This is a genomic window from Helicobacter acinonychis, from assembly GCF_900461455.1.
Classification (GTDB): Bacteria; Campylobacterota; Campylobacteria; order Campylobacterales; family Helicobacteraceae; genus Helicobacter; species Helicobacter acinonychis.
The window spans coordinates 1,303,574-1,327,130 of the sequence record NZ_UGIA01000001.1 but is presented as its reverse complement, the minus strand read 5'-3'; the positions used below and the strand labels follow the sequence as shown (position 1 = coordinate 1,327,130).

The 23,557-nt window shown below is 39.4% G+C and carries 22 protein-coding genes, 2 rRNA genes and 2 pseudogenes; 13 read left to right on the top strand and 13 right to left on the bottom strand.

Features of this window, described 5'->3' with window-relative positions; all coding sequences use genetic code 11:
- Positions 1-12: 12 nt before the first annotated feature.
- The 5 genes from DYI00_RS08590 to rsfS are packed head-to-tail and all read right to left on the bottom strand — an operon-like array spanning position 13 to position 4,040.
- On the bottom strand, positions 13-849 hold the full coding sequence (locus DYI00_RS08590; protein WP_233755686.1) for a phosphoethanolamine transferase: 837 nt from the start codon (positions 847-849) through the stop codon (positions 13-15).
- Entirely contained in the window at positions 846-1,679 is an 834-nt protein-coding gene (locus tag DYI00_RS08585; RefSeq protein WP_256594188.1) for a sulfatase-like hydrolase/transferase, read from the bottom strand. The genes DYI00_RS08590 and DYI00_RS08585 overlap by 4 nt, the downstream gene beginning before the upstream one ends.
- Positions 1,680-1,690: 11 nt before the next feature.
- Positions 1,691-2,794: a glycosyltransferase family 8 protein gene (locus DYI00_RS06540; protein ID WP_104709340.1), complete on the bottom strand. Its 1,104-nt coding sequence runs from the start codon at positions 2,792-2,794 to the stop codon at positions 1,691-1,693.
- Between the two features lie 3 nt (positions 2,795-2,797).
- The gene (gene miaA, locus DYI00_RS06535) at positions 2,798-3,691 is read right to left on the bottom strand and encodes a tRNA (adenosine(37)-N6)-dimethylallyltransferase MiaA (protein WP_081430785.1); all 894 of its coding nucleotides are present in this window, start codon (positions 3,689-3,691) and stop codon (positions 2,798-2,800) included.
- A gap of 7 nt (positions 3,692-3,698) precedes the next feature.
- On the bottom strand, positions 3,699-4,040 hold the full coding sequence (gene rsfS, locus DYI00_RS06530; protein ID WP_104687302.1) for a ribosome silencing factor: 342 nt from the start codon (positions 4,038-4,040) through the stop codon (positions 3,699-3,701).
- A gap of 59 nt (positions 4,041-4,099) precedes the next feature.
- Between rsfS and queF the strand changes: the two genes are divergently transcribed.
- From queF to rrf, 4 genes are all read left to right on the top strand, one after another.
- The gene (gene queF / locus DYI00_RS06525) at positions 4,100-4,546 is read left to right on the top strand and encodes a preQ(1) synthase (protein WP_104709339.1); all 447 of its coding nucleotides are present in this window, start codon (positions 4,100-4,102) and stop codon (positions 4,544-4,546) included.
- Positions 4,547-4,814: 268 nt separating this feature from the next.
- Positions 4,815-5,105: a hypothetical protein gene (locus DYI00_RS06520; RefSeq protein WP_041600149.1), complete on the top strand. Its 291-nt coding sequence runs from the start codon at positions 4,815-4,817 to the stop codon at positions 5,103-5,105.
- Positions 5,106-5,748: 643 nt separating this feature from the next.
- Positions 5,749-8,634: ribosomal RNA gene (locus DYI00_RS06515) — 23S ribosomal RNA — on the top strand.
- Between the two features lie 232 nt (positions 8,635-8,866).
- Positions 8,867-8,984: ribosomal RNA gene (gene rrf / locus DYI00_RS06510) — 5S ribosomal RNA — on the top strand.
- Between the two features lie 647 nt (positions 8,985-9,631).
- Here the strand turns inward: rrf and DYI00_RS06505 are convergent.
- Genes DYI00_RS06505 through wecA form a run of 3 tightly spaced genes read right to left on the bottom strand, consistent with a single transcriptional unit; the run spans position 9,632 to position 11,679 of the window.
- Positions 9,632-10,066, bottom strand: coding sequence for a hypothetical protein (locus DYI00_RS06505; RefSeq protein WP_011577015.1), 435 nt, complete (start codon positions 10,064-10,066; stop codon positions 9,632-9,634).
- Positions 10,067-10,075: 9 nt separating this feature from the next.
- Positions 10,076-10,672, bottom strand: a complete 597-nt coding sequence (locus DYI00_RS06500) for a phosphatase PAP2 family protein (RefSeq protein WP_041600150.1) — start codon at positions 10,670-10,672, stop codon at positions 10,076-10,078.
- On the bottom strand, positions 10,672-11,679 hold the full coding sequence (wecA, locus tag DYI00_RS06495) for an undecaprenylphosphate N-acetylglucosaminyl transferase WecA (protein ID WP_011577016.1): 1,008 nt from the start codon (positions 11,677-11,679) through the stop codon (positions 10,672-10,674). The genes DYI00_RS06500 and wecA overlap by 1 nt, the downstream gene beginning before the upstream one ends.
- Positions 11,680-11,808: 129 nt before the next feature.
- Between wecA and pdxJ the strand changes: the two genes are divergently transcribed.
- The 3 genes and pseudogenes from pdxJ to DYI00_RS06480 form a co-directional block, all read left to right on the top strand.
- Positions 11,809-12,597: a pyridoxine 5'-phosphate synthase gene (gene pdxJ, locus DYI00_RS06490; protein WP_011577017.1), complete on the top strand. Its 789-nt coding sequence runs from the start codon at positions 11,809-11,811 to the stop codon at positions 12,595-12,597.
- Between the two features lies 1 nt (position 12,598).
- Positions 12,599-13,531 (top strand): 4-hydroxythreonine-4-phosphate dehydrogenase, encoded by a 933-nt coding sequence (pdxA, locus tag DYI00_RS06485; protein WP_011577018.1) that lies wholly within the window; start codon positions 12,599-12,601, stop codon positions 13,529-13,531.
- 69 nt (positions 13,532-13,600) lie between these two features.
- Positions 13,601-14,410: pseudogene (locus DYI00_RS06480) on the top strand (AAA family ATPase); the annotation flags it as partial.
- A 53-nt stretch (positions 14,411-14,463) separates the two neighbouring features.
- On the opposite strand, the pseudogene DYI00_RS08920 reads toward DYI00_RS06480, so the two are convergent.
- The 4 genes and pseudogenes from DYI00_RS08920 to DYI00_RS06460 all read right to left on the bottom strand — a co-directional run.
- Positions 14,464-14,767: pseudogene (locus tag DYI00_RS08920) on the bottom strand (outer membrane beta-barrel protein); the annotation flags it as partial.
- 476 nt (positions 14,768-15,243) lie between these two features.
- Positions 15,244-15,453, bottom strand: coding sequence for a SabA family sialic acid-binding adhesin (locus DYI00_RS06470; RefSeq protein ID WP_011577023.1), 210 nt, complete (start codon positions 15,451-15,453; stop codon positions 15,244-15,246).
- 115 nt (positions 15,454-15,568) lie between these two features.
- Entirely contained in the window at positions 15,569-15,940 is a 372-nt protein-coding gene (locus DYI00_RS06465; protein WP_011577024.1) for a SabA family sialic acid-binding adhesin, read from the bottom strand.
- 293 nt (positions 15,941-16,233) lie between these two features.
- The gene (locus DYI00_RS06460) at positions 16,234-17,514 is read right to left on the bottom strand and encodes a citrate synthase (RefSeq protein ID WP_011577025.1); all 1,281 of its coding nucleotides are present in this window, start codon (positions 17,512-17,514) and stop codon (positions 16,234-16,236) included.
- Positions 17,515-17,716: 202 nt separating this feature from the next.
- Here DYI00_RS06460 and icd point away from each other — a divergent pair, with 202 nt between their 5' ends.
- Together icd and DYI00_RS06450 are read left to right on the top strand one after the other, a co-directional pair.
- A complete protein-coding gene (gene icd, locus DYI00_RS06455; protein WP_011577026.1) occupies positions 17,717-18,994 on the top strand; it encodes an isocitrate dehydrogenase (NADP(+)) in 1,278 nt (425 codons plus the stop codon).
- A gap of 44 nt (positions 18,995-19,038) precedes the next feature.
- Positions 19,039-19,557: a DUF1523 family protein gene (locus DYI00_RS06450; RefSeq protein ID WP_011577027.1), complete on the top strand. Its 519-nt coding sequence runs from the start codon at positions 19,039-19,041 to the stop codon at positions 19,555-19,557.
- Here the strand turns inward: DYI00_RS06450 and bioD are convergent.
- Positions 19,534-20,190: a dethiobiotin synthase gene (gene bioD, locus DYI00_RS06445; RefSeq protein WP_011577028.1), complete on the bottom strand. Its 657-nt coding sequence runs from the start codon at positions 20,188-20,190 to the stop codon at positions 19,534-19,536. The two genes, DYI00_RS06450 and bioD, sit on opposite strands and share 24 nt — an antisense overlap.
- Positions 20,191-20,297: 107 nt before the next feature.
- Between bioD and DYI00_RS06440 the strand changes: the two genes are divergently transcribed.
- From DYI00_RS06440 to panD, 4 genes are read left to right on the top strand one after another with little or no spacing between them, the layout of a single operon-like run.
- Positions 20,298-20,711, top strand: coding sequence for a universal stress protein (locus tag DYI00_RS06440; protein ID WP_011577029.1), 414 nt, complete (start codon positions 20,298-20,300; stop codon positions 20,709-20,711).
- Position 20,712: 1 nt separating this feature from the next.
- On the top strand, positions 20,713-20,988 hold the full coding sequence (locus DYI00_RS06435) for an ATP-dependent Clp protease adaptor ClpS (RefSeq protein WP_011577030.1): 276 nt from the start codon (positions 20,713-20,715) through the stop codon (positions 20,986-20,988).
- Positions 20,988-23,207: an AAA family ATPase gene (locus DYI00_RS06430; RefSeq protein ID WP_011577031.1), complete on the top strand. Its 2,220-nt coding sequence runs from the start codon at positions 20,988-20,990 to the stop codon at positions 23,205-23,207. The genes DYI00_RS06435 and DYI00_RS06430 overlap by 1 nt, the downstream gene beginning before the upstream one ends.
- Positions 23,197-23,547, top strand: coding sequence for an aspartate 1-decarboxylase (gene panD, locus DYI00_RS06425; protein ID WP_041600152.1), 351 nt, complete (start codon positions 23,197-23,199; stop codon positions 23,545-23,547). The genes DYI00_RS06430 and panD overlap by 11 nt, the downstream gene beginning before the upstream one ends.
- Positions 23,548-23,557: the final 10 nt, after the last annotated feature.

The window sequence follows — 23,557 nt, the reverse complement described above, 5'->3', positions numbered from 1 at the left end:
TCAATGAAGCTTTTATTTTTCAGCTTTATCATAATCCATGTGATTACAAGAAAGCCTTTTTCTGTGGGTGTCAAACTTGGGGCTAAAAAGGTTTTTACTCTCTATCGCGTCTTTAGTGTGGATGCCCACTAAAGGCAAAAGAGAATGGATTAAATCATCGCTCATGAAAGGTTTGTTGAGGGCGTTTTTTATCAACTTTACTTTCTCGGGGTGTTTTTCTTTGAAAATGCCACTCACATAAATCATAAAAGGGATTTCTACGCCCGCTTTAGAACACCTATGCCCATAAGCAGGACCGCTTTCAAAAATATCTTGTGCATGGTCGCTCAAATAAAACACAATAGCGTCTTTATCTTTAAAAAGGTTAAAAATTTGATTCAAAATGGCGTCGTTATAATAAAGCGAATTGACATAATCAACAACGATTTGCTTGTCTCTGTCATTACTCACATGCAAATCAGAAAAAGACAAATCGCTTGTTTTGAATTTGGCAAAGCTTTGGGGGAAGCGATCGGCATACCAATCGTGTGAGCCATGCAAATGGAACACGATAAAATTCTTGCTTTTTAATTGGGGTTGGATATTTTTAGAATAAAATTTTACAAGCTCTTCATCGTATGGACCATAGCCTTCTAGGATATAGTGGCGGTTTTTAGAGCGTTCAGAGACTAGATCTTGTACGACTGACCATCGATCAATGTATTGTTTTTCTAGCCAAAAAGTTTCATAATGGGATCGCTTGAAAATATCTATCATGTTGTGGTATTGATACCAAGGCTTGGTTGTTTCAGCGTCGCTATAATTGAGCAAACTCTCAAAGGTAGGAGAAGTATGGGCTTCTTTGCTTATGACATCAGAAAAGACGAATAGGCTACTCTCTCTCTCTCTCTCTCGTTAGCGAGTTGGCTCAATAACGGGTTATTAGGAACGCTATACCTATAGAGTTGCATAAAATTTCTGCTTGCACTTTCGCCGATGACTAAGACAACATTTGGGACATCGCCCATGCTAGAAAGATAGCCGCTTGGTAAATAAAGGTTCTTTAAAGCGCTATAAAGCTTTATGGCTCGTTGGCGATCAAATAAGCTTAAATAGGTGGAATAAAGCCCCTTGGTTAAGGAAAGGGAAAACAATGATTTTTTTAAAATGGTGTCGTTGTTTGTAAGGGGCTTAAGGTTACGAACGCTCCCTATCATAAGGATAGAAACTCCTAAAACGCTCGCTATCACACCAGGCACAAGCGCTCTAAAACGAATCATTTTAATGGCGATCAACAAAGCGATCAAAATAAAGGCGTAGTAAAGCAAATAGTTTTTATAGCTTTTTATAAACGCCATCGTTTCAGAGCCATTTGTGGCTAAAAGCGTGTCAATCAAGCCTTTTGAAAAAGGCATTTTAAACATGAATAGCATAAAAATTTCTGCCACGCTAAGAGCGATATTGCTCCCTATAAACAGCCACTCTAATGAATATCTCAAGCGTTTTTTAGGGATCAGTGCACAAAAATAATACACCACAAACCCGATTAAAAAAGCGCCTAAAAAGCCTTTAGAGAAAGAAAACAAATCGTTATTCCTGTAAGCGTTAGCTAGAGCGTTGCATACAAGAAACATTAAAAATTTTTCATCTAACGCCACGCTCTTTGCAAAGAATTTTAAAAACTTCAATGGTTTTTCCATGAAAATGTCCTTTAAGAGAATTTGAAAACTTTTTTCAAAATATTTTTTATTCTATAATAAAAATAATCTCTAACCGTCCGCGATCTTATGTGGGTTTTAAAAGATTGCATTTGTTTGTCTTTAGTCATTTCAAGGCGTTCTTTTAGGAAATCGTTTTTAAAAGGGGTGCAAAAAAGGTTTGCGAGCCAAAAACTCGCTGCAGTTTCATAGCAGATCAAACGCCCGTTTAAAGAACTGACAGAATGCCAAGGCTTGTATTTGATGAAATGGAGCATGACGATATTTTTATGGTAGTGTTGATTGAAAAGGTCAGAATAGCAATTATAATGGATGGGCAATTCTAAAATGCGCTCCAAAAACACCATATTCACTAAGCATTGTTCAGAGTAGAAAAGATCTTTTCCTCTATTTTTTAAAAACTCTAAAGCGATTTTTTCAAACCCCTCTTGGCGCCATAAATCTAAATTCGCCACCAAAAAGCCCATGTTAAAGCCTTGGTGGATGCGTTTCAATTCGTTGGAACTAAAATGCGAAAAATCAATTTTAAAATTCTTACAAGTGCGTTTGATAAAATTGCAAAAGGTTTCAAAAGAAAGATGAGAAAAAGTGTCTCTAACCATGCCAAGTAGTTTAGTGGGCTCATTATCCAGCGCAAAATAAGCGCTTGCAATATCGCCTAAAAACACCGTATCCACATCTATGGAAATGATTTTAGAATAATTAGAAAATAGCGAAGCGAGCAAAAGCCGGCATAAAATGAGAAGCCCACCATAACGCTTGGAGCAAGACTCATTAAGATAGCTTTCTATGGAATTGTCTAACAAATCACTATCTATAAACTCTAATGAAGCGAATTCTTTAAAAGGCTCAATGGTTTTTAAAAGCTTGTTTTGTTGCTCTAAAGTTACCCCTTTAATCAAACAATGGATTTTGTATACGATGTTAGCGGGTAAAAGTTTGTTGCTTTGATTGAGAGGGCTAAAATCTATAGCGCTTGTGTGCTTGCTCGCATGAGCGAGTAAAGAATAAAGGCTCACACCTGCCCCTAGCGCGTAATTTTTATCAAAACTCATAAAAATAGGGATAACTTGATTGGGTGAGATTTGCGTGTTCATGGGCTATTCTTTAATACCGCTTTTTGAGCGCTTTAAAATCGCATGCCTAACTTCTTCAACGCTCCCCACATAAAGGTTGTTGAATTGGGTTTTATTGAAAGTGTTTTGCCGCTTGGCTAATTTTATGGTGTTAGAGACAATCGCTTCTTCTAATTCTTTTAAAGTGAGCTGTTTTTCTAAATAAAGAATGCTCTCTTTAACGCCTATGGCTTTAAAAGGCTGTGAATCTTTAGGGTATTGGGTATAAAGGGCTTTGATTTCTTCAATAAGACCGCAATCAAGCATGTTTTTAGTGCGCTGTTTGATGCGGTTATGGAGTACGGTTTTTTCAATACAAAGAGCGAATAGCGTTATGGCATGCTCAAAGGGCTTTTTGGGATTTTTTTTAAAATACTCGCTTGGGGGCGTATGGGTGGCATAAAAGATTTCTAAAGCCTTATGAATGCGGTAAGTGTCGTTTGAATGAATTTTAAAAGCCATGTTAGGGTCAATGGATTTTAAAAAGGCGTAAGGGTTAGTCAGGGTGGCAATTTCTCGCTCTATTTTTAAAATTTGATCGTTATTAAGTTTTGGCATGCTGCTCAAACCTTCTAAAATGGATTTGAGGTAAAAACTGCTCCCCCCCACAATGAGTAAAATCTCTTTTTGGGATACTTTCATGGCGTCTTCTAAAAGGGTTTTAAAAAGGGGGGCGTTATTTTTTTCATCAATGTTAAGGCAGTCTAGGGCGTAATGTTTGATATTTTTTCGCTCTTTTAGGCTGGGTTTAGCCGAAGCGATATTAATATCTTTATAAATACTCAAAGAGTCCAAAGAAAAGATTTCTGCGTCTAATGTTTGGGCTAGTTCAATAGAAAGAGCGCTTTTCCCGCTCCCGCTAGGCCCTAGAAGCGCGATAAGTTTCTTAGGCGTTTTGATAAGTAAGCTCCCTTTTATAAGCGTTTAAAAACCCTTCTAAATCAAATTTTTTACGGCATTCTTCTGTGAAAAGATGGATCATCAAATCCCCTAAATCTAAAATGATCCACTCTTCATTGGATTCATCTATTTGGTAAAAGACTTCACCTAAAGACTTAAGGGTGTTTTTTAGTGCATCTAATAAAGAAAGGGCATGCTTACTCGCTAGAGTGGTGGCGATAATGACATCTTCTACCAAATAGGGGGTTTTAGACAAATCAATATGCGTAATATCAAAAGCCTTTTTTTCATCCAATAAAGCCGTAATAATCTCTATGCGTTTGTTCATTGAGTTTCCTAAAAAATGGGTTAAAATAGCCTTATTATAACTTAAATCAAGGAATATTCATGAGTTCTGAATTAAACCTTAAATTATTAGGCGCTAAAACGCCCTATATTTTTGAATACAATAAAGATTTGTTGGAAGCTTTCCCTAACCCAAACCCCAATTTAGACCCCTTAATCACTTTAGAATGCAAGGAATTTACAAGCCTTTGCCCTATCACTTCCCAACCGGATTTTGGCGTTGTTTATATCCGCTATATCCCTAAAGATAAAATGGTAGAAAGCAAGTCTTTAAAACTCTATTTATTCAGTTATAGAAACCATGGGAGTTTTCATGAAAGTTGTATCAATACGATTTTACTGGATTTAGTGGGATTGTTAGAGCCAAAGTATTTGGAAGTGTATGGGGATTTTGTCTCTAGGGGAGGGATTGCGATCAAACCCTTTGTGAATTATGCGATCAAAGAATACCAAGACTTTAAAGAAAAACGCCTTTTGGGTGCGAAATAATATGCTGTTAAATATGCATTAACTTTTTGGCTAAAATGAGTTGTTAAAGAATTAAGGAGCGTGAAACAATGAAATGCATTTTTAAAAATTTGCTTTCTCTTATAAGATCCCAATCTTTTATTCTCAATATTCAAATTGTTTAATGTTTTTAATTTTTTCAACCCCATATCGTTTTTTGCATGCGGGGTTAATAAAGTTAAAAGGAGCAAAAATGCCTGGGGATCATTTAGAAAGAATCGCTAGTGCGTTAGAGGAAATGGCGTAAGCAATGCAAGATTCAGTCAAAAAGCAAGAAGAAATTGCTCAAGAGACAGAAACTGTTAGAAGAAGTGTTTATGATTGGGTTGATCAATGCGAATCGCAAGGTAGTAGATTTAGCGCTCCATCAGCCAATATTAACCGCAATTTAAGAATGCTCAACGGACAAGCCTTTAAGGCGCTGCAAAGTCAAGATTTACTAGATCCGCAAGCAAGAAAGGAATTAGACGAAGCTTTGGGAAGCATTACTAACGCTAGATGGTATTGCCGTGGGCATCATAGCAGACAATGGAACGCTTAATGAGAAGCCAAAATGAGTGGCGAGGGTAATAAAGAAATGGGAACAATAAACGCTAACATTGACAAATATACGGATGGATAAAAGCCTATTGTCCCTCAATGGTAGTGGGATTAAAACATTACTATTTAAAACGCCCTAACCCCATAAAACGCTACTCTTATTATTCTATCCAACCCAACAAACCTTATTTTTTAGCCCCTTATTCAAATAATTTCAAATAACTTTTATCAAATTTCTCTCAAACTTTAAGCAAACTTTAAGCATCGTATGTCTATAATTACATTTCGTTTTTAAAGAACGAGCTTTAAAAAGTTCTTCAATTCAAACAACCAAACAAGTTGTTACAAGCCAAAAAGCTTAAAAAAGCTAAAAGCTCATAACTTGATAAGTTAGAAGAGATTAGAGATTAAACATTTTTAGTCTTCTTGTTAAAAAGGGTTTAAAATTTGAACTTATTATAGCGAGTTTTTGAATAAAACGGAGTTGTTTGATTTAATATTGTTAATAGCCTATGTAAAAGTAAAGTAAAACTACAATGACTCTGTCTTACATTCACTAAGGCAGTGGTAGCGCTAAAGAATATTGGTGCAATTGTCGTTATTCATTATAAAAGGGCGGGTTTTAAAGGATATTTTAAAATTTAAAACAAGCTTTTAAGAGCAGATGGCGGATGCCTTGCCAAAGAGAGGCGATGAAGGACGTACTAGACTGCGATAAGCTATGCGGAGCTGTCAAGGAGCTTTGATGCGTAGATGTCCGAATGGGGCAACCCAACTAATAGAGATATTAGTTACTCTAATAGAGAGAGCGAACCTAGTGAAGTGAAACATCTCAGTAACTAGAGGAAAAGAAATCAACGAGATTCCCTAAGTAGTGGCGAGCGAATGGGGAAAAGGGCAAACCGAGTGCTTGCATTCGGGGTTGAGGACTGCAATATCCAAGAGAACGCTTTAGCAGAGTTACCTGGAAAGGTAAGCCATAGAAAGTGATAGCCTTGTATGCGACAAGGCGTTCTTAGGCAGCAGTATCCAGAGTAGGCCAGGACACGAGAAATCCAGGTTGAAGCCGGGGAGACCACTCTCCAACCCTAAATACTACTCTTTGAGCGATAGCGAACAAGTACCGTGAGGGAAAGGTGAAAAGAACCGCAGTGAGCGGAGTGAAATAGAACCTGAAACCATCTGCTTACAATCATTCAGAGCCCTATGATTTATCAGGGTGATGGACTGCCTTTTGCATAATGATCCTGCGAGTTGTGGTGTCTGGCAAGGTTAAGCGAATGCGAAGCCGTAGCGAAAGCGAGTCTGAATAGGGCGTTTAGTCAGATGCTGCAGACCCGAAGCTAAGTGATCTATCCATGGCCAAGTTGAAACGCGTGTAATAGCGCGTGGAGGACTGAACTCGTACCCATTGAAACGGGTTGGGATGAGCTGTGGATAGGGGTGAAAGGCCAAACAAACTTAGTGATAGCTGGTTCTCTTCGAAATATATTTAGGTATAGCCTCAAGTGATAATAAAAGGGGGTAGAGCACTGATTGGGCTAGGGCTGCTCGCCGCGGTACCAAACCCTATCAAACTTCGAATACCTTTTATCGTATCTTGGGAGTCAGGCGGTGGGTGATAAAATCAATCGTCAAAAGGGGAACAACCCAGACTACCAAATAAGGTCCCTAAGTTCTATTCTGAGTGGAAAAAGATGTGTGGCTACTCAAACAACCAGGAGGTTGGCTTAGAAGCAGCCATCCTTTAAAGAAAGCGTAACAGCTCACTGGTCTAGTGGTCATGCGCTGAAAATATAACGGGGCTAAGATAGACACCGAATTTGTAGATTGTGTTTGACACAGTGGTAGAAGAGCGTTCATGCCAGCGTTGAAGGTATACCGATAAGGAGTGCTGGAGCGGCATGAAGTGAGCATGCAGGAATGAGTAACGATAAGATATATGAGAATTGTATCCGCCGTAAATCTAAGGTTTCCTACGCGATGGTCGTCATCGTAGGGTTAGTCGGGTCCTAAGCCGAGTCCGAAAGGGGTAGGTGATGGCAAATTGGTTAATATTCCAATACCGACTGTGGAGCGTGATGGGGGGACGCATAGGGTTAAGCGAGCTAGCTGATGGAAGCGCTAGTCTAAGGGCGTAGATTGGAGGGAAGGCAAATCCACCTCTGTATTTGAAACCCAAACAGGCTCTTTGAGTCCTTTTAGGACAAAGGGAGAATCGCTGATACCGTCGTGCCAAGAAAAGCCTCTAAGCATATCCATAGTCGTCCGTACCGCAAACCGACACAGGTAGATGAGATGAGTATTCTAAGGCGCGTGGAAGAACTCTGGTTAAGGAACTCTGCAAACTAGCACCGTAAGTTCGCGATAAGGTGTGCCGCAGCAATGCGGTCTCAGCAAAGAGTCCCTCCCGACTGTTTACCAAAAACACAGCACTTTGCCAACTCGTAAGAGGAAGTATAAGGTGTGACGCCTGCCCGGTGCTCGAAGGTTAAGAGGATGCGTCAGTCGCAAGATGAAGCGTTGAATTGAAGCCCGAGTAAACGGCGGCCGTAACTATAACGGTCCTAAGGTAGCGAAATTCCTTGTCGGTTAAATACCGACCTGCATGAATGGCGTAACGAGATGGGAGCTGTCTCAACCAGAGATTCAGTGAAATTGTAGTGGAGGTGAAAATTCCTCCTACCCGCGGCAAGACGGAAAGACCCCGTGGACCTTTACTACAGCTTAGCACTGCTAATGGGAATATCATGCGCAGGATAGGTGGGAGGCTTTGAAGTAAGGGCTTTGGCTCTTATGGAGCCGTCCTTGAGATACCACCCTTGATGTTTCTGTTAGCTAACTGGCCTGTGTTATCCACAGGCAGGACAATGCTTGGTGGGTAGTTTGACTGGGGCGGTCGCCTCCTAAAAAGTAACGGAGGCTTGCAAAGGTTGGCTCATTGCGGTTGGAAATCGCAAGTTGAGTGTAATGGCACAAGCCAGCCTGACTGTAAGACATACAAGTCAAGCAGAGACGAAAGTCGGTCATAGTGATCCGGTGGTTCTGTGTGGAAGGGCCATCGCTCAAAGGATAAAAGGTACCCCGGGGATAACAGGCTGATCTCCCCCAAGAGCTCACATCGACGGGGAGGTTTGGCACCTCGATGTCGGCTCATCGCATCCTGGGGCTGGAGCAGGTCCCAAGGGTATGGCTGTTCGCCATTTAAAGCGGTACGCGAGCTGGGTTCAGAACGTCGTGAGACAGTTCGGTCCCTATCTGCCGTGGGCGTAGGAAAGTTGAGGAGAGCTGTCCCTAGTACGAGAGGACCGGGATGGATGTGTCACTGGTGTACCAGTTGTTCTGCCAAGAGCATCGCTGGGTAGCTACACACAGATGCGATAACTGCTGAAAGCATCTAAGCAGGAAGCCAACTCCAAGATTAACTTTCCCTGAAGCTCGCACAAAGACGATGTGCTTGATAGGGTAGATGTGTAAGCGCAGTAATGCGTTTAGCTGACTACTACTAATAGAGCGTTTGGCTTGTTTTTTGCTTTTTGAATAATATAACGACAAGAAGCATCAATAAGTTACCACTGCCTTACTGAGTGTAAGAGAGTTGGAGTTTTACAAAAGACTTTTATAGTTGGTTTTAAGTGGGGATAAGACACGCTCTATTCCTTTTTAAAATAAAAGGCTATTAATGTCTTCTTGGTTAGAAACAGCTCCCTAATAAAGAAAGGGGAGTTAAGGGTAAATGCGGTTTATCTTTAACTCCCTTTTCCTTGTGCCTTTAGAGAAGAGGAACTACCCAGCTAACCATTCCGAACCTGGAAGTCAAGCTCTTCATCGCTGATGATACTGCTCTTTTCAAGAGTGGGAATGTAGGTCGGTGCAGGGATAGGGAAATGTTTTTAATTCTGTCTTGTTTTATCTTGTTTGGTTTATTTTTTATGGCTTATTTTTTATTTCTTTGGTTTTTTAATCTCTTAGTGGTTTTAGTTTATTGTTTATTCTGTATTTTTAATTTTGGTTTGTTGCTTAAGGTTTTGGTTTTTGGGTTGTTTTTAACCTCTTAATGTTTTATTTTTTTATTTTATATGCTTTGTTATAGTGGTGTTTTTATTTCTCTTGTTTTTAACTTTTTTTGGGTTGTTTAATCTCTTAATGTCTTGTTTTATTGTTTAGTTTATTGTTTAAGGTTTGGTTTTGATCTCTCAATGATTTGTTTTAGTGGCGATGGGTTGTTGGGTTGTTTCAGTTTTTTGGTTTGGTTTTGGGGAGGGTTGGTTTGGTGTGCAAATAATTAAGTCATAGCGTAACGCATAGAGTTTGGTATTTTATAAGAAAACGAGTTTTGCAACAAAATAAAATTTAAAGCTATAAAATACAGCTTAAAATTTATTTTTTAAAAACTAAAGGACATTGGAGTTAAATTAAAATTTTATGTTTAATGAGAACAAGAGCCTGCATCAATCAAACATGAACTTAAGGGATTTAAAACTTGTTTGTATAAGTGGGTTTTGCAAAATCATGCAAAAAAGGGTTTTATTTGGGATTGTTATTAATAAACCCATCCATTTGCCCTTCTAAACCTATGATTTGCGTTATCGCTCCGTCTAAAATTTCAAAATTTTTAGCGTTTTTTGGGGTAAGGCATGCGAGTTTGCTAGAAGTTTTTTCTAACGATTGGAGATCTTTACGCAAGGTTTTTAAAACTCCTACGCTTTTGAAATCTTTCTCAAAATAGTCATCAAATTGTTGTTCTGTTTGAGATAAATTTTCTAAAAAAGCGTTTTGGAGGCGTATTTGGGTGCGATCATGCCCGCTCTTTATGCAGGTTTTATAAGTTTTATTGATTGCGCTAAAAGCCTCTTTAGCCTTTAAAAAAGCCTTTGAAAGTTCAGCGATGATTTCATAATGTTCGCCCTCCGCTCTTAAAAACCCTAAAAATAGTGCAATAAACAATAACTTTTTTAACATTTTATCCCTTTACCATTCATAAGAAAAGCTCACCCCATAGCGGTTTCTCCCCTTAAAATCGCTAGAAATTTCAGGATAGAGCATCCATTGTTTAGGCTTATAGCGTGAAGTGAATAAATAAGCAAATCCCCAAGAAATAAGGCTGCCAATCGTAACTTGCAAGATCGTGTGCTTTTTGGCTACTACTCTGCTAACATCCGTAAGGAATGCAAGAGCGATCACAGGAAGAGCCGGCTTCCACCCATAGCGGTAATACACAAACCCAGCCGCACTAAATGCTCCCCCAGCATGTCCGCTTGGCATGCCTCTCCAAGAATTACAGCATGGGCGTTTGGCAAAATCCACTCTAGCCCCATTCTTATGGGCGGAACTGAGCGCTCCTTTAATGCCATAAATCACCCCTTGAGTGACTAAAGTGCCTACCGCTAACTCCCCTAACCCCCTATAATCTCGCATCGCTAAACTAACCGTGCCGACAAAAATAGGCAAAAACCTGAGCACATCGCCAATTTCTTCTAAAACATATGCTCCGTTACTCAAAGGCTTGCTCTCTAAAGGATACAAGCATAAAAGCAAGCTCAAAAAAAGACCTTTAAGCCTTTTCATTAAGATGCTCGTTTTTCTAGGGCACAAACTTGCCTGTTTAAATAAAAATAGCCCATTAAATAGCATGCGATAAAGACTAGGCCAATAATAATGAGTGCATAAGGATTCAAGCGGAATAAGACGCTTGTTAAGATAAAAGGCAGGTTGCATACAATGATGATAAAGGCGCATAAAGAATTAGGATAACCCAAAGAGCGCCGTTGCAAGAATTTGAATAAAAGGGTGTGCAAATGCAAATTATCTGGCATGGTGGCTTTTTGGCGTTTTATTTTGCGCCTAAGGATACTAAAAAGCACCTCTATGATTGGATAAAGCATTAAATTTAATCCAAAAAACACGCTGATTTTTTGCTCTAAACTCAAATATAAGAGGGAAATTCCGCACGCCAACCCTAAAAAATACGCCCCCCCATCACCTAAAAAAATCTTTCCTAAAGGGAAATTTAACACCATAAACCCAAGCACCATGTAAGCTAACAAACACGATGGACCATTAGGCTCTATGTAATGGACGATTAAAAGCGTGATCGTGCAAATCCCAGACGCAAGCCCGTTAAACCCATCAATAATATTGATAGCGTTACTGATACCTACAAGCATAAAAATAGCGAATAAAAAAGCGATAAAATAAGGTAGGCTAAAAAGAGGCGAAAAATCGCTCACCACTAAAGGCGTTGATGAAATGATGCAAACGACCCCTATGCCTTGCAAAATAAGGCGCGTTTTGGGGCTAAGCGAAAGGTTAATGTCTTCTAAAAAGCCGCTCAAAAAGACTAATAATAGCCCCAAAAAAACAAAAGATCCCTTAAAAGGCATCTCTAAAGGCTCAAAAAAACAAGCCAACACGAAAGAAAGAAAGATCCCAAGCCCCCCAGCTCGTGGGGTTCTTGCGTGATGGAAGCCCTGGATCTTGTTGGCGTTATCCACAAAGAGCGTGGATTTTTTAGACCACAAAACAATCAAAGAGCAAATGAATAGACTGGTTAAAAAATATAGCACCCACAACACTTTTTATTAGATTTAGTATTTTTACTTCAGTTATTATAGCAAAAGATAGCTTGATGATAAAATCTTATACATAGGGAGGGTTTTTGTGTTACAATTTCAAAAATCATTATTACAAAATAAAGGATAGCCATGCGTTTTGGATTGAATATTGATCATATTGTTACTTTAAGAGAAGTGAGGAAAACTTACGAGCCTGAGATTTTAGAAGCCCTATTCATCGCTAAAAACACCCATAAAGTGGATTTAATCACTATCCATTTGAGAGAAGACAAACGACACATTCAAAATGAAGATGTTTTGAGACTGCTTGAGATTAGCCCTTTACCTATTAATATTGAATGCTCTATTAATGCTCATATCACTGATTTTTTATGCTCCTTAAAGAATAAGCCAAGTAAGGTTACCATCGTGCCTGAAAATAGAAACGAAGTTACGACAGAGGGGGGGTTGGATTGTTCTCTAAAGGGTTTAGGGGAAACTATTAAGGCGTATCAAAACAAAGGCATTGAAGTGTCTTTATTCATTGATCCTTTAGAAGACGCTTTGCATTTTGCAAGAGAGCATCAAGTCAAACAAGTGGAGTTTCATACCGGCGTGTATGCGAATTTGCACAACGCCTTGTATTCTAACGCTAACAATCAAATCCATGCCATTAGTGCGCTCAAAGAAAAAAGCCCTAAAGAGTTGAAAGAAGAATTACACAACGCCTTTTTGCAATTAAGGAAGATGAGTAAGGAAGCGTTTTTTATGGGTATTATGGTGTGTGCAGGGCATGGGTTAAATTACTCCAATGTGAAAGAATTATTAAAAATCCCTTCTTTAAGAGAGCTTAATATCGGTCATAGCGTGATTTCAAAAGCGGTTTTAGTGGGCTTAGAAAAAGCGATTTTAGAAATGGCGCAACTCATTAAACGCTAAAATGGTTAAAAAGAAAATTGCGATCAGTTGTGGGGATATTCAAGGTATAGGCTTAGAATTGATTTTAAAAAGCCATAAGGAAGTGAGCGTGCTTTGTGAGCCATTGTATCTCATTCATAGCGAACTTTTAGGGCGAGCCAATCAATTACTTACTAACGCTTATGAAGTAAAGCCGCTTAATGCTATCGCTATAAATTCCCCCTTACCTTCATTCAACTCTAGCACGATAGGCAAAGTCAGCGCTCAAAGCGGAGCGTATAGCTTTGAGAGTTTTAGAAAAGCTTGCGAGTTAGCAGATGATAAAGAAGTGGATAGCATTTGCACCATGCCTATCAATAAACTCGCATGGCAACAAGCTCAAATCCCTTTCGTGGGGCATACCGATTTTTTAAAACAACGCTACAAAGAGCATCAAATCATTATGATGCTTGGGTGTCCTAAACTCTTTGTGGGACTATTTAGCGACCATGTGCCTTTAAGGGCGGTTTCTCAACTCATTCAAGTAAAAGCGTTAGTCCAGTTTTTATTGGCGTTTCAAAAAAGCACTCAAGCTCAAATTATTCAAGTGTGTGGTTTTAACCCTCATGCGGGCGAAGAGGGTTTGTTTGGAGAAGAAGATGAAAAGATTTTAAAAGCCATTCAAGAGAGTAACCAAACGCTAGGCTTTGAATGTTTTCTAGGACCACTGCCGGCTGATAGCGCTTTTGCCCCCAATAAGCGCCAAATAACGCCTTTTTATGTGAGCATGAGCCATGATGTGGGGTTAGCCCCTTTAAAGGCACTCTATTTTGATGAGAGCATCAATGTGAGTTTGAACGCCCCTATTTTGCGTGCTTCCACTGACCATGGCACTGCATTTGATATTGCTTATCAAAACAAAGCGAACAATAAAAGCTATTTGAATGCGATCAAATACCTATCTCAAAGGCTTTAAATAAAATTAAGATAAAATGAAAGCGATGCGCCAATAAGCGGCATCAAGCGAACTAAAAGGCGAATTTAAATGATTAAAAGCGTAGAGATTGAAAATTACAAAAATTTCAAACACCTTAAAATGGAAAGTTTTAAACCCATCAACTTTTTTACCGGTCAAAACGATATGGGCAAAACCAATCTTTTAGAAGCCCTTTACATCAACACAGGTCTTTGTGATCCTCTTATCAATCAAGTCAGTCTTCCCCCTGAACATGCCACACTTGTTAGTGAATTTAGGAAAATCAAACCCAATAACGACAACTTAAAAACCTTTTTTACCAAGGGAACACTGCTAATCTTATTAGCATCCGCACTGAATTTGAGCATGCCACTATCCCTCTTACTATCCAATACCACACCTATGCAAATGATAACGATCACATGGCAAACCTTATCAATCAAAACAACCAGCTAAAGGCTAAACCACAACTGCAATTTTTCTACAACCCCTCTCTTTATCCCAAGGCAATGACTCTAACTTATGAAAGCGAAACGCACAATTCTGGTTCAATCCATTCTGATTTAGATAAAATCGCTCAAATCTATAAAGAAAACGCCGCATTTATTCCCATAGAGTTGCCCGCTCTCAATTCTCTTAAAGCGTTGCAAAATTTACGAAAAGCGAGCAAAGAAAAGGAATTGGTTGGAATCTTAAAATGCTTCAACTCTGATATTTTAAACGCTGAAGATATAGGCAATTCCATGCTATATTTAAATCAAAGATGAAAACACACCGCTGGAAAAAAGCCCCAAAAGACTTTTAAATTCGTTTGGTTGGGGATTTATCAAATTCTTTATCATGGCGAGCATTCTTATGGATAATCGTGTTAAGTACCTTTGCGATACCGCCATAAACCCCCACAGAGAGCTTGTTGTTTTTACCTAAAAGTTGGTGGCTTTGTCGTTGATGAATTATAGAGAGCGTCCGTGCCCACGCCATAAGTTCAAACCTCAGAAGCGGCATTGAAAAATTGGGATTTGGTATAGGCATGGTTGTAATCCACAAAGCCATAATATCTAGTGCCCCATCGTTTCTTTTTGCCAAAAAATTGCTTATAGCCCACTTGAAAACCGATCCCATTCATCGCACCGTTGTTGTTTTGAGAGCTAATCCTTACTACGCTTCTAAAAGGGTTGTTGGCTAATTGTTGTGCAGCACTTGCATTTGATTGTAAGCGTTTTGGTTGAAATTATAGGTGTTTTGCAAAGGATCAACGCTGTTAGAGAAATTGAGTAGCGTGTTAGCGATGGTTTCAGCCCAATTGATCTGATCGCCATAATAAGCCACGGTGTTTTCTAAAGTGCCTAAAGTGGATGCAAGCTTTGCGCAGCTTGAATACCTAGCGTTATGACCAACCCCACCAACGCCTCCTAGGCATGTTTGCATGTAGTGTTGTTGCAAGGAATTGATGCTTTTGAAATTATTCGCCACTTGAGTGGCGAGATTGAGGAGCGCTGATTGGGATATCAAGCGTTTTTGGAGCATTTTGTCAGCGAATGCTGTCTCGTTAGTGTTGAAAGGGTTGAATTGGCCTAGGTTTTGGATTTGACTTTCTTGTGTGCTATTAAGGGCTTTAGTTTGGTTCACGACTTTATTGGCGTTAGCGATCATGTTGTGATGCTATCTGAAGTGTTTTTAAAGATACTACACACTGCCCCACTCGTGCTAGTTTATCCAAATGCTTTACCGCCATCGCTTGTTTCTAGCCATGGGCATTGGGTTTTAAGTGTGTCTATGATGGTGCTAGCGTTGGTGAGTAGGGTTTGAGCGTCATTTTTGACTTTCTGGTCTGCACTTGTTCCGCTACCACTACTACCTGAGCCGTTTTTTAGCGTATCCACTGTGACTTCAGCGTTACCATTTGTTCCTAAAGCACTCATCCCTTGTTTTAAAACCGCCTAGATCTTTTGGTAGGCTTCATTGATCTTTTTGGATTCATCGGTTTTGAGAGTACCTTGAACCCCTACATGTTGAGTGCGGTTGCAGTTAGTCGTCCTAGCGGAGGTGTTTTGAAAAGTGTTTCCATTGTTTCCGTAGCCAAATATTGGGAGCGACGAATTGCCGCATCGCCACTGCAGAATTGAGAGCTAAAAGCACCGTCTGATACGCGGGCGAAGAGGTGGTGTTTTGGGTTAGATTTTTAACGCCTTCATTGAGATTGTTGATCGCGCCATTGATACTAGTGGTACTGCTAGCGTTAGTGACTGCCCAATTCAATTTGTTGAAACGATCTAAAAGGTTGTTTAAATTTTCATAAGTGTCTGAAAGCCTTTTGATCGTGCCGGTGTTTTTAACCATCTGCGTGGCTTGACCGATTTGATAGCCAATGCTTACAAAATAATCGTTGCATTCAGCGTTTAAGAGCAATGAATAGAGAGTAATAGGGTTTTTTCATAAATATTCTTTTTGGAATAAAATTGTTTTGTGAAGAAGTCTTGCAAGAATTTAAGTAAAGCCATATCACAAGCTTAATATACTCTAAATTAATGGGTTTTTTAAAATAATGGGGCGTTTTTGCCCTTTCAAAAAAAGTTTTGTGGTATTTCTAAACAAATGTTAAACAAATAAAAGCGGTTTTTGACTTTTGTTTATCAAATTGAGTTTTTTATTGGTGGATTGTTAAATTGTGGGGGTTAACCCCCCCCTTTTTGTGGTAGTGGTTATTTCCCCACATAAACCTGTCTTGGGCGCGTGATTTTGGCTTGAGGGTTTTTGACATGCTCTAAAAGTTGTGCACACCAACCCACGGTTCTGCCGATGACAAAAACCGGCGTGAAAAAACGCACCGGAATTTTTAAAGCCCTTAAGATTGTGCCGGAGTAAAAATCCACATTAGGGTAGAGATTCCTTTCAATGAAATACTCGTCTTTTAGGGCGATTTCTTCCACTTTAGCGGCGATTTCGCTTAACCTTTCGTCCATTTTAACGCCTTTTTTATGCAATTCATCTTTCAAGCCTTTTAGGATTTTGGCACGCGGATCGTAACTCTTATACACCCTATGCCCAAAGCCCATGAGTTTGAAGCTGTCGTTTTTATCTTTCACTCGTGCGATGTATTTATCCACATTTTTCACATCGCCGATTTCTTCTAATTGCAAAAGGACTTTTTCATTCGCTCCGCCATGCAAATGCCCCCATAAAGCGCTAATCCCCGCACTAATTGCAGCATAAGGGTGCACGCCGGTGCTAGCGACATTCCTTACGGTGGTAGAAGAGGCGTTTTGGCTGTGATCGGCGTGTAAAGTTAGAATCTTGTCAAAGGCTTCTATTTCTAGGGGCGTGATTTCGACTTCGCCTTTGGTGGTGTGTTTTAAGCGGCTATAAGGATAACCTCTCAACATAAAAAGGATATTTTCCACATAAGAGCGTGCAATATCCGGATAAATAATAGGTGCTCCCACTTCATTACGATAGCAAATAGCCGCAAGAGTGGGGATTTTGGCGATGATCCTTCTTGCCATCGTTTGGTAATCTTCTTCAGTGTGCATGTTTTGGTGCGTGGAATAAAGAGTGGATAAAATAGACACACCGCTAGAGAGTTTTGCCATAGGGTGGGCGTTAGTGGGGAAGGCTGAAAACATGTTGAGTAAGCTTTCATGCACAAAACTTCTGTGACGTAATTCTAGTTCAAACTCTAGGCTTTCCTCTTGATTTTTAGGCAATTCCCCTGTAAGGAGCAATTTGCACACATCTACATATTGGTATTTGGCGACTAGATCTTCTATTTTATGCCCTCTGTAATACAATTCGCCTTGTTTACCATTGATATAGCTTATGGTGGATTGGCAACCGGCAGTGGAAGAATACCCTGGGTCGTAAGAAAAAAACCCAGTCGTTTCAAAAAGCTTGGAAAAATCCACCGCTTTAGGTCCACGGGTGCATTCAATTATCTCAAATTCGTAGCGTTCATTATTTTCATTATTGATTAAAGTAACAGACATTTGACTTCCTTAAAGTTTCAGAATGAATGATAAATTATAAGCCAAAAAATTAAATATTTTTTTAAAAACATTTCGTTTTTTCAAGTTATTTCTAAACGCTACTTTTAAACACGCCTCTAAAAAAGATTAAAAGATTTGATTAAGGGTTAAGTCATGTTTTTATGCTAGTATAATCACCTAAATTTATAAAAAAGGATGAGAGATGGCTTACAACCCTAAATTTTTAGAAAAACCTAAAGAGGGCGAAGAAATTACGATTAAAAATGGCAAATTGTATGTGCCAAATTGCCCTATTATCCCTTTTATTGAAGGCGATGGCATTGGATCGGATATTACCCCAGCGATGATTAAAGTGGTGGATAGTGCGGTTCAAAAAGCTTACAAGGGCGAGAAGAAAATCGCATGGTATGAAGTGTTTGTAGGCGAAAAATGCTATCAAAAATTTAAAGATCATAAGGAATTAAGCCCAGAAGAGCAATGGCTCTTACCGGACACTATTGAAGCAATCAACCATTATAAAGTTTCTATTAAAGGGCCTTTGACCACGCCTATTGGTGAGGGGTTTAGATCGTTAAATGTGGCGTTACGCCAAAAAATGGATTTGTATGTGTGCTTGAGACCAGTAAGGTGGTATGGGAGTCCAAGTCCGGTTAAAGAGCCTCAAAAAGTGGATATGGTGATCTTTAGAGAAAATTCTGAAGACATTTATGCGGGCATTGAATGGCAAGAAGGCAGCACGGAAGCGAAAAAACTCATCCATTTTTTACAAAACGAACTAAAGGTTAAAAAAATCCGTTTCCCTGAAAGCAGTGGCATAGGGGTAAAACCCATCAGTAAAGAAGGCACAGAAAGATTGGTAAGAAAAGCGATTGAATACGCTATTGATAACGACAAGCCAAGCGTAACTTTTGTGCATAAGGGCAATATCATGAAGTACACTGAAGGGGCGTTCATGAAATGGGGCTATGCGCTCGCTCAAAAAGAGTTTAACGCTCAAGTCATTGATAAAGGTCCATGGTGTTCTTTGAAAAACCCTAAAACCGGTAAAGAAATCATCATTAAAGACATGATCGCTGATGCGTTCTTGCAACAAATCCTTTTGCGCCCGGATGAATACAGCGTCATTGCGACCATGAATTTAAACGGAGACTATATCTCTGATGCACTAGCGGCGATGGTAGGGGGCATTGGGATCGCTCCTGGGGCTAATCTTAACGACACAGTGGGCATGTTTGAAGCCACCCATGGCACCGCCCCTAAATACGCTGGGCTAGATAAAGTCAATCCGGGGTCTATTATTTTGAGTGCAGAAATGATGTTAAGGCATATGGGTTGGGTGGAAGCGGCTGATTTGATTGTCTCTGCTATGGAAAAAGCGATTAAGAGCAAGAAAGTGACTTATGATTTCGCTCGTTTGATGGATGGGGCTAAAGAAGTCAAATGCTCTGAATTCGCTAGCGTGATGATCGAACACATGTAAAAAATAAAGAGCGTTAGGGCTGATATTTTTATTAAGGAATAAAGTTGGTAAAAGTAGTGCGTAATGTGGTTTTATCCCTTGTAACGATAATCTTTTTAGCACTCATGCTCGTGGTGAGCTATTGCATGCCCCATTATAGCACGGCTGTCATTAGTGGGGTGGAAGTCAAAAGGATGAATGAAGACACGCCCAATAAGACGCTAAAAAGCCCCACTAGAGATGTTTATTTCATACAAACTTACGACCCTAAAGACAAGCAAAGCGTGAAAGTCTATCGCAACGAAGACACGCGCTTTGGCTTCCCTTTTTATTTCAAGTTCAACTCTGCTGATATTACAGCTCTCGCTCAAAGTTTAGCCAACCAGCAAGTGGAGATTGAATACTATGGTTGGCGGATCAACATGCTTGATATGTTCCCTAATACGATTTTTATAAAGCCCTTAAAAGAGAGTGCTGAAATTTCAAAACCCATTTTTAGCTGGATTTTATACGCCTTACTGCTTGGGGGCTTTTTTATCAGCGTGCGTTCTATCCGCTCCTTATTTAAGAGTAAAATCCATTAAGTTTTTTAAACTTTTTTGAAAAATCACAATGGGGTTATTGGATCGCTCATTAAAAAGCTCAATATAAGGCAAACTAATGCTATTAAAAGCGGTGCTATTTTCTCTTAAATTGATAGCGATTTGATAATCCATTTTATGGGATTTCAATAAAAAGTCATTCAACAAACAATCATTGATTAGACCCAAATTGTCATGGCTAATCAAAAGCGTTTTGGCTTTTAATTTCAAGGCTAAATCCAGCATGTTTTCTTCTAAAGTGACAGGCACGCATAACCCTCCAGCCCCTTCAACGATGACTAAATCATAAGTTTTTGTGAATTTTTGAATGCGTTGGATTAAATGATGGGTATCAATAGGGGTGTTTGGATCTTCTTCTTGTTGGGCGATGAGGGGGGCTGAAGCTTTACCATAACGATAGAATGAAATGTCGTTTAATGTTAAAGAGCTGTCTAAAAGGCGGTTATCTTGTAAGAATAAATGCGCATCGCTAGAATGATTAATCGCATCATTAACGCCGGTTTCAATGGGTTTTAACAAAATGGTTTTAACGCCACAAGTATTGCAATATCTGGCTAATAGCCTGGCACAAGTGGTTTTGCCGGCATTGGTGTTAGTCGCACTGATAAAGAGCATGGTTTAACCTTTTTAATGCTTTATTATTGGGATTGTAGCGCTTTAAACTTCAGCGGTAATTAGGGTTTATTTGCTATAATATCAAAACTTCATGTAAGGTTGGTCTTATGAATATTTTATTTGGGATTAGTGACACGCAAGAATGTTATAACGCCATTAAGTTCGCTATCAAGTTCGCCCATTCGCTTAAAGAGGTTCGTTTTACTTTGTTGCATGTGAGCATGGAAGTGTTTATTTATAGCGAAAGTGGGATGATGGATTATGGCCAAACAGAAGCTTTAGAAGAAGAAAAAGCTAAAATTTTATTAAAGCAATTTGAAGACGCTTTCAAAAAGGAAAATATAGAATGCGAGAGCGTTTTAAAAAGTGGTGATTTAGTGGATGTGGTTTTAGAGATGGAGAAGGATTATGATTTGTTGTTGATCGGAGCGAGTGAGTCTAATTTGTTGTATCGTTTGTTTAGTTCAAACCAAAACCGTTTGGTTGAGCAATCTAGTATCTCTGTAATGATCGCCAAATAGCATGAAAATCTATAAAATACCCATCCCCACCATGTCAGGAGTGATCATGCTCAATGACCCTGTTACGAAAGCTGAGTTTGTGATCTCTACTTTGAGGGATGTTTTTGACAAGTCTTTAGAAGAGGCCCAAGATCTCATGTTAAGCATCCACCATAATGGCGATGGGGTTTGTGGCGTCTATCCTTATGAAATTGCCATATATAAAGCGGTATGCGTGAGGGATAAAGCCAGAGCGTTAAAATTCCCTTTAAGATTAATGGTGCAAGAGATAAGATAATGGATAAATTCAATAAAGATTTAAATGAGGTATTATCCCATTCTTTAGATTTAGCCCTAGAATTCAACCATGCCCTTTGCACCACAGAGCATGTGCTATTAGCCGTATTAGAGCATGAGATTGGGGTAAGGATCTTTAACACTTTAGAAGAAGATGAATACCACAAAATGGGGCAAATCCTTAAAGACTATTTGCAACAATATATCCCTTTAAAAAATGATCCGACCAAAGTCCCAGACAGAAGCCCCGTATTAGCAAGGGTGTTTAAAAAACTGCGTGTGAGCTATTTAGAGAGCGTGGGCGTGGAAGAATTGTTGATTTTTATCCTAGAATACGCCGATTGCTACGCTTCGAAGCTCATGGATAGTTTTGGCATCACTCGTTTGTATTTCAAGTCTGCTTTATTGGATCTTGATATTTCTAGCGAGACGAACGCCAACCAAGAGGAAACGCCCAAAAATAACGCCCTAAAAAAATACGCTAAAAATTTGAGCGCTTTAGCCCAAGATAACGCTTTAGATCCGGTCATTGGGAGAGAAAAAGAGATTTTAAGGGTCATAGAAATTTTAGGGTGCCGCAAAAAAAATAATCCGCTTTTAATTGGCGAAGCAGGGGTAGGCAAAACCGCTATCGCTGAAGCTTTAGCCCTAAAAATCGCCCACAAAGAAGTGCCAGAATTTTTGCAAGAATATGAAATTTATTCTTTAGATTTAGCTTTAATGGTGGCTGGGGCGAAGTACAGAGGGGATTTTGAAAAACGCCTGAAAAAAACGATTAAAGAGATCCAACAAAACGGTCGTGTCATTTTATTCATTGATGAAATCCACACCCTTTTAGGTGCAGGGAGCAGTAGTGCAGGGACTTTAGATGCAGCAAACATGCTAAAACCGCTTTTAACGGATGGGAGTTTGAAATGTTTGGGGGCGACCACTTTTGAAGAATACCGTAGCGTGTTTGAAAAAGACAAGGCTTTAAACAGGCGCTTTTCGGTAGTGAAAGTTGAAGAGCCCACTAAAGAAGCGTGCTATTTGATTTTAAAAAAGATTGCCCCCCTTTATGAAGAGCACCACCAGGTGCGTTATGATGAGAGCGTGTTTAAGGCATGCGTGGACTTGACGAGTTACTACATACATGATAAATTTTTGCCGGATAAGGCGATTGAATTACTAGATGAGGTGGGATCAAGGAAAAAGATTAACCCCAAAAAAGGTAAAAAAATCAGCGTTGATGATGTGCAAGAAGCGCTCGCTCTAAAGCTTAAAATCCCTAAAATGCGTTTGAGTGGCGATAAAAAAGCCCTTTTAAGAAACTTGGAAAAATCGCTAAAAAATAAGATTGTCGCCCAAACACAAGCGATCAATCTCATCAGTAATGCGATTAAAATCCAACATTGTGGGCTTTCTTCTAAAAATAAGCCTGTGGGGAGCTTTTTATTCGTGGGACCTAGTGGGGTGGGGAAAACAGAGTTGGCTAAAGAATTGGCCTTGAATTTGGGTTTGCATTTTGAACGCTTTGACATGAGCGAATACAAAGAAGCCCATAGCGTGGCAAAGCTTATTGGTAGCCCTAGCGGTTATGTGGGGTTTGAACAAGGGGGGTTATTGGTGAATGCGATCAAAAAACACCCGCATTGTTTGTTGCTTTTAGATGAGATAGAAAAAGCCCACACCGATGTGTATGATTTGTTGTTGCAAGTGATGGATAACGCCACTTTGAGCGATAATCTAGGCAATAAAGCGAGTTTTAAACATGTGATATTGATTATGACTTCAAATGTGGGGAGTAAGGATAAGGATACGCTAGGGTTTTTTAGTGCTAAAAACACTAAGTATGATAGAGCCATTAAAGAGCTTTTAACCCCTGAATTACGCTCCAGGATTGATGCGATTGTGCCATTTAGAGCGCTGAGTTTGGAGGATTTTGAACGCATTGTTTGGGTGGAATTGAATGAGTTAAAAGCTTTGGTGCTAGAGCAAGGTATAACCTTAAATTTCCATAAAGAAGCGGTGAAATTTATCGTGCAAAAGAGCTATCAAACGACTTTGGGGGCGAGAGAAATTAAAAAAATCATCTATCATGAAATCAAAACAAAATTAAGCGACATGCTGCTCTTACAATCGTTTAAAAAACCTTGTAAGATCGCTTGCTTGTTGGAAAACAATCAATTGGTTTTAAAAGAAATCAAGCGTGCACAAAAGGTGAAAGAAAATGACTTTTGAAATGCTTTATAGCAAAATCCACAGAGCGACTATCACAGATGCTAACCTCAACTATGTGGGCTCGATCACCATAGATGAAAATTTAGCCAAGCTCGCTAAACTCAGAGAGGGTATGAAAGTAGAAATCGTCAATATCAATAACGGCGAACGCTTCAGTACCTATGTGATTTTAGGGAAAAAAAGGGGCGAAATTTGCGTCAATGGTGCAGCAGCGAGAAAGGTAGCCATAGGCGATGTGGTGATCATTTTAGCTTATGCGAGCATGAATGAAGATGAAATGAATGTGCACAAGCCGTGCATTGTGTTAGTCAATGAAAAAAATGAAATTTTAGAAAAATAAAAGGTTAGAT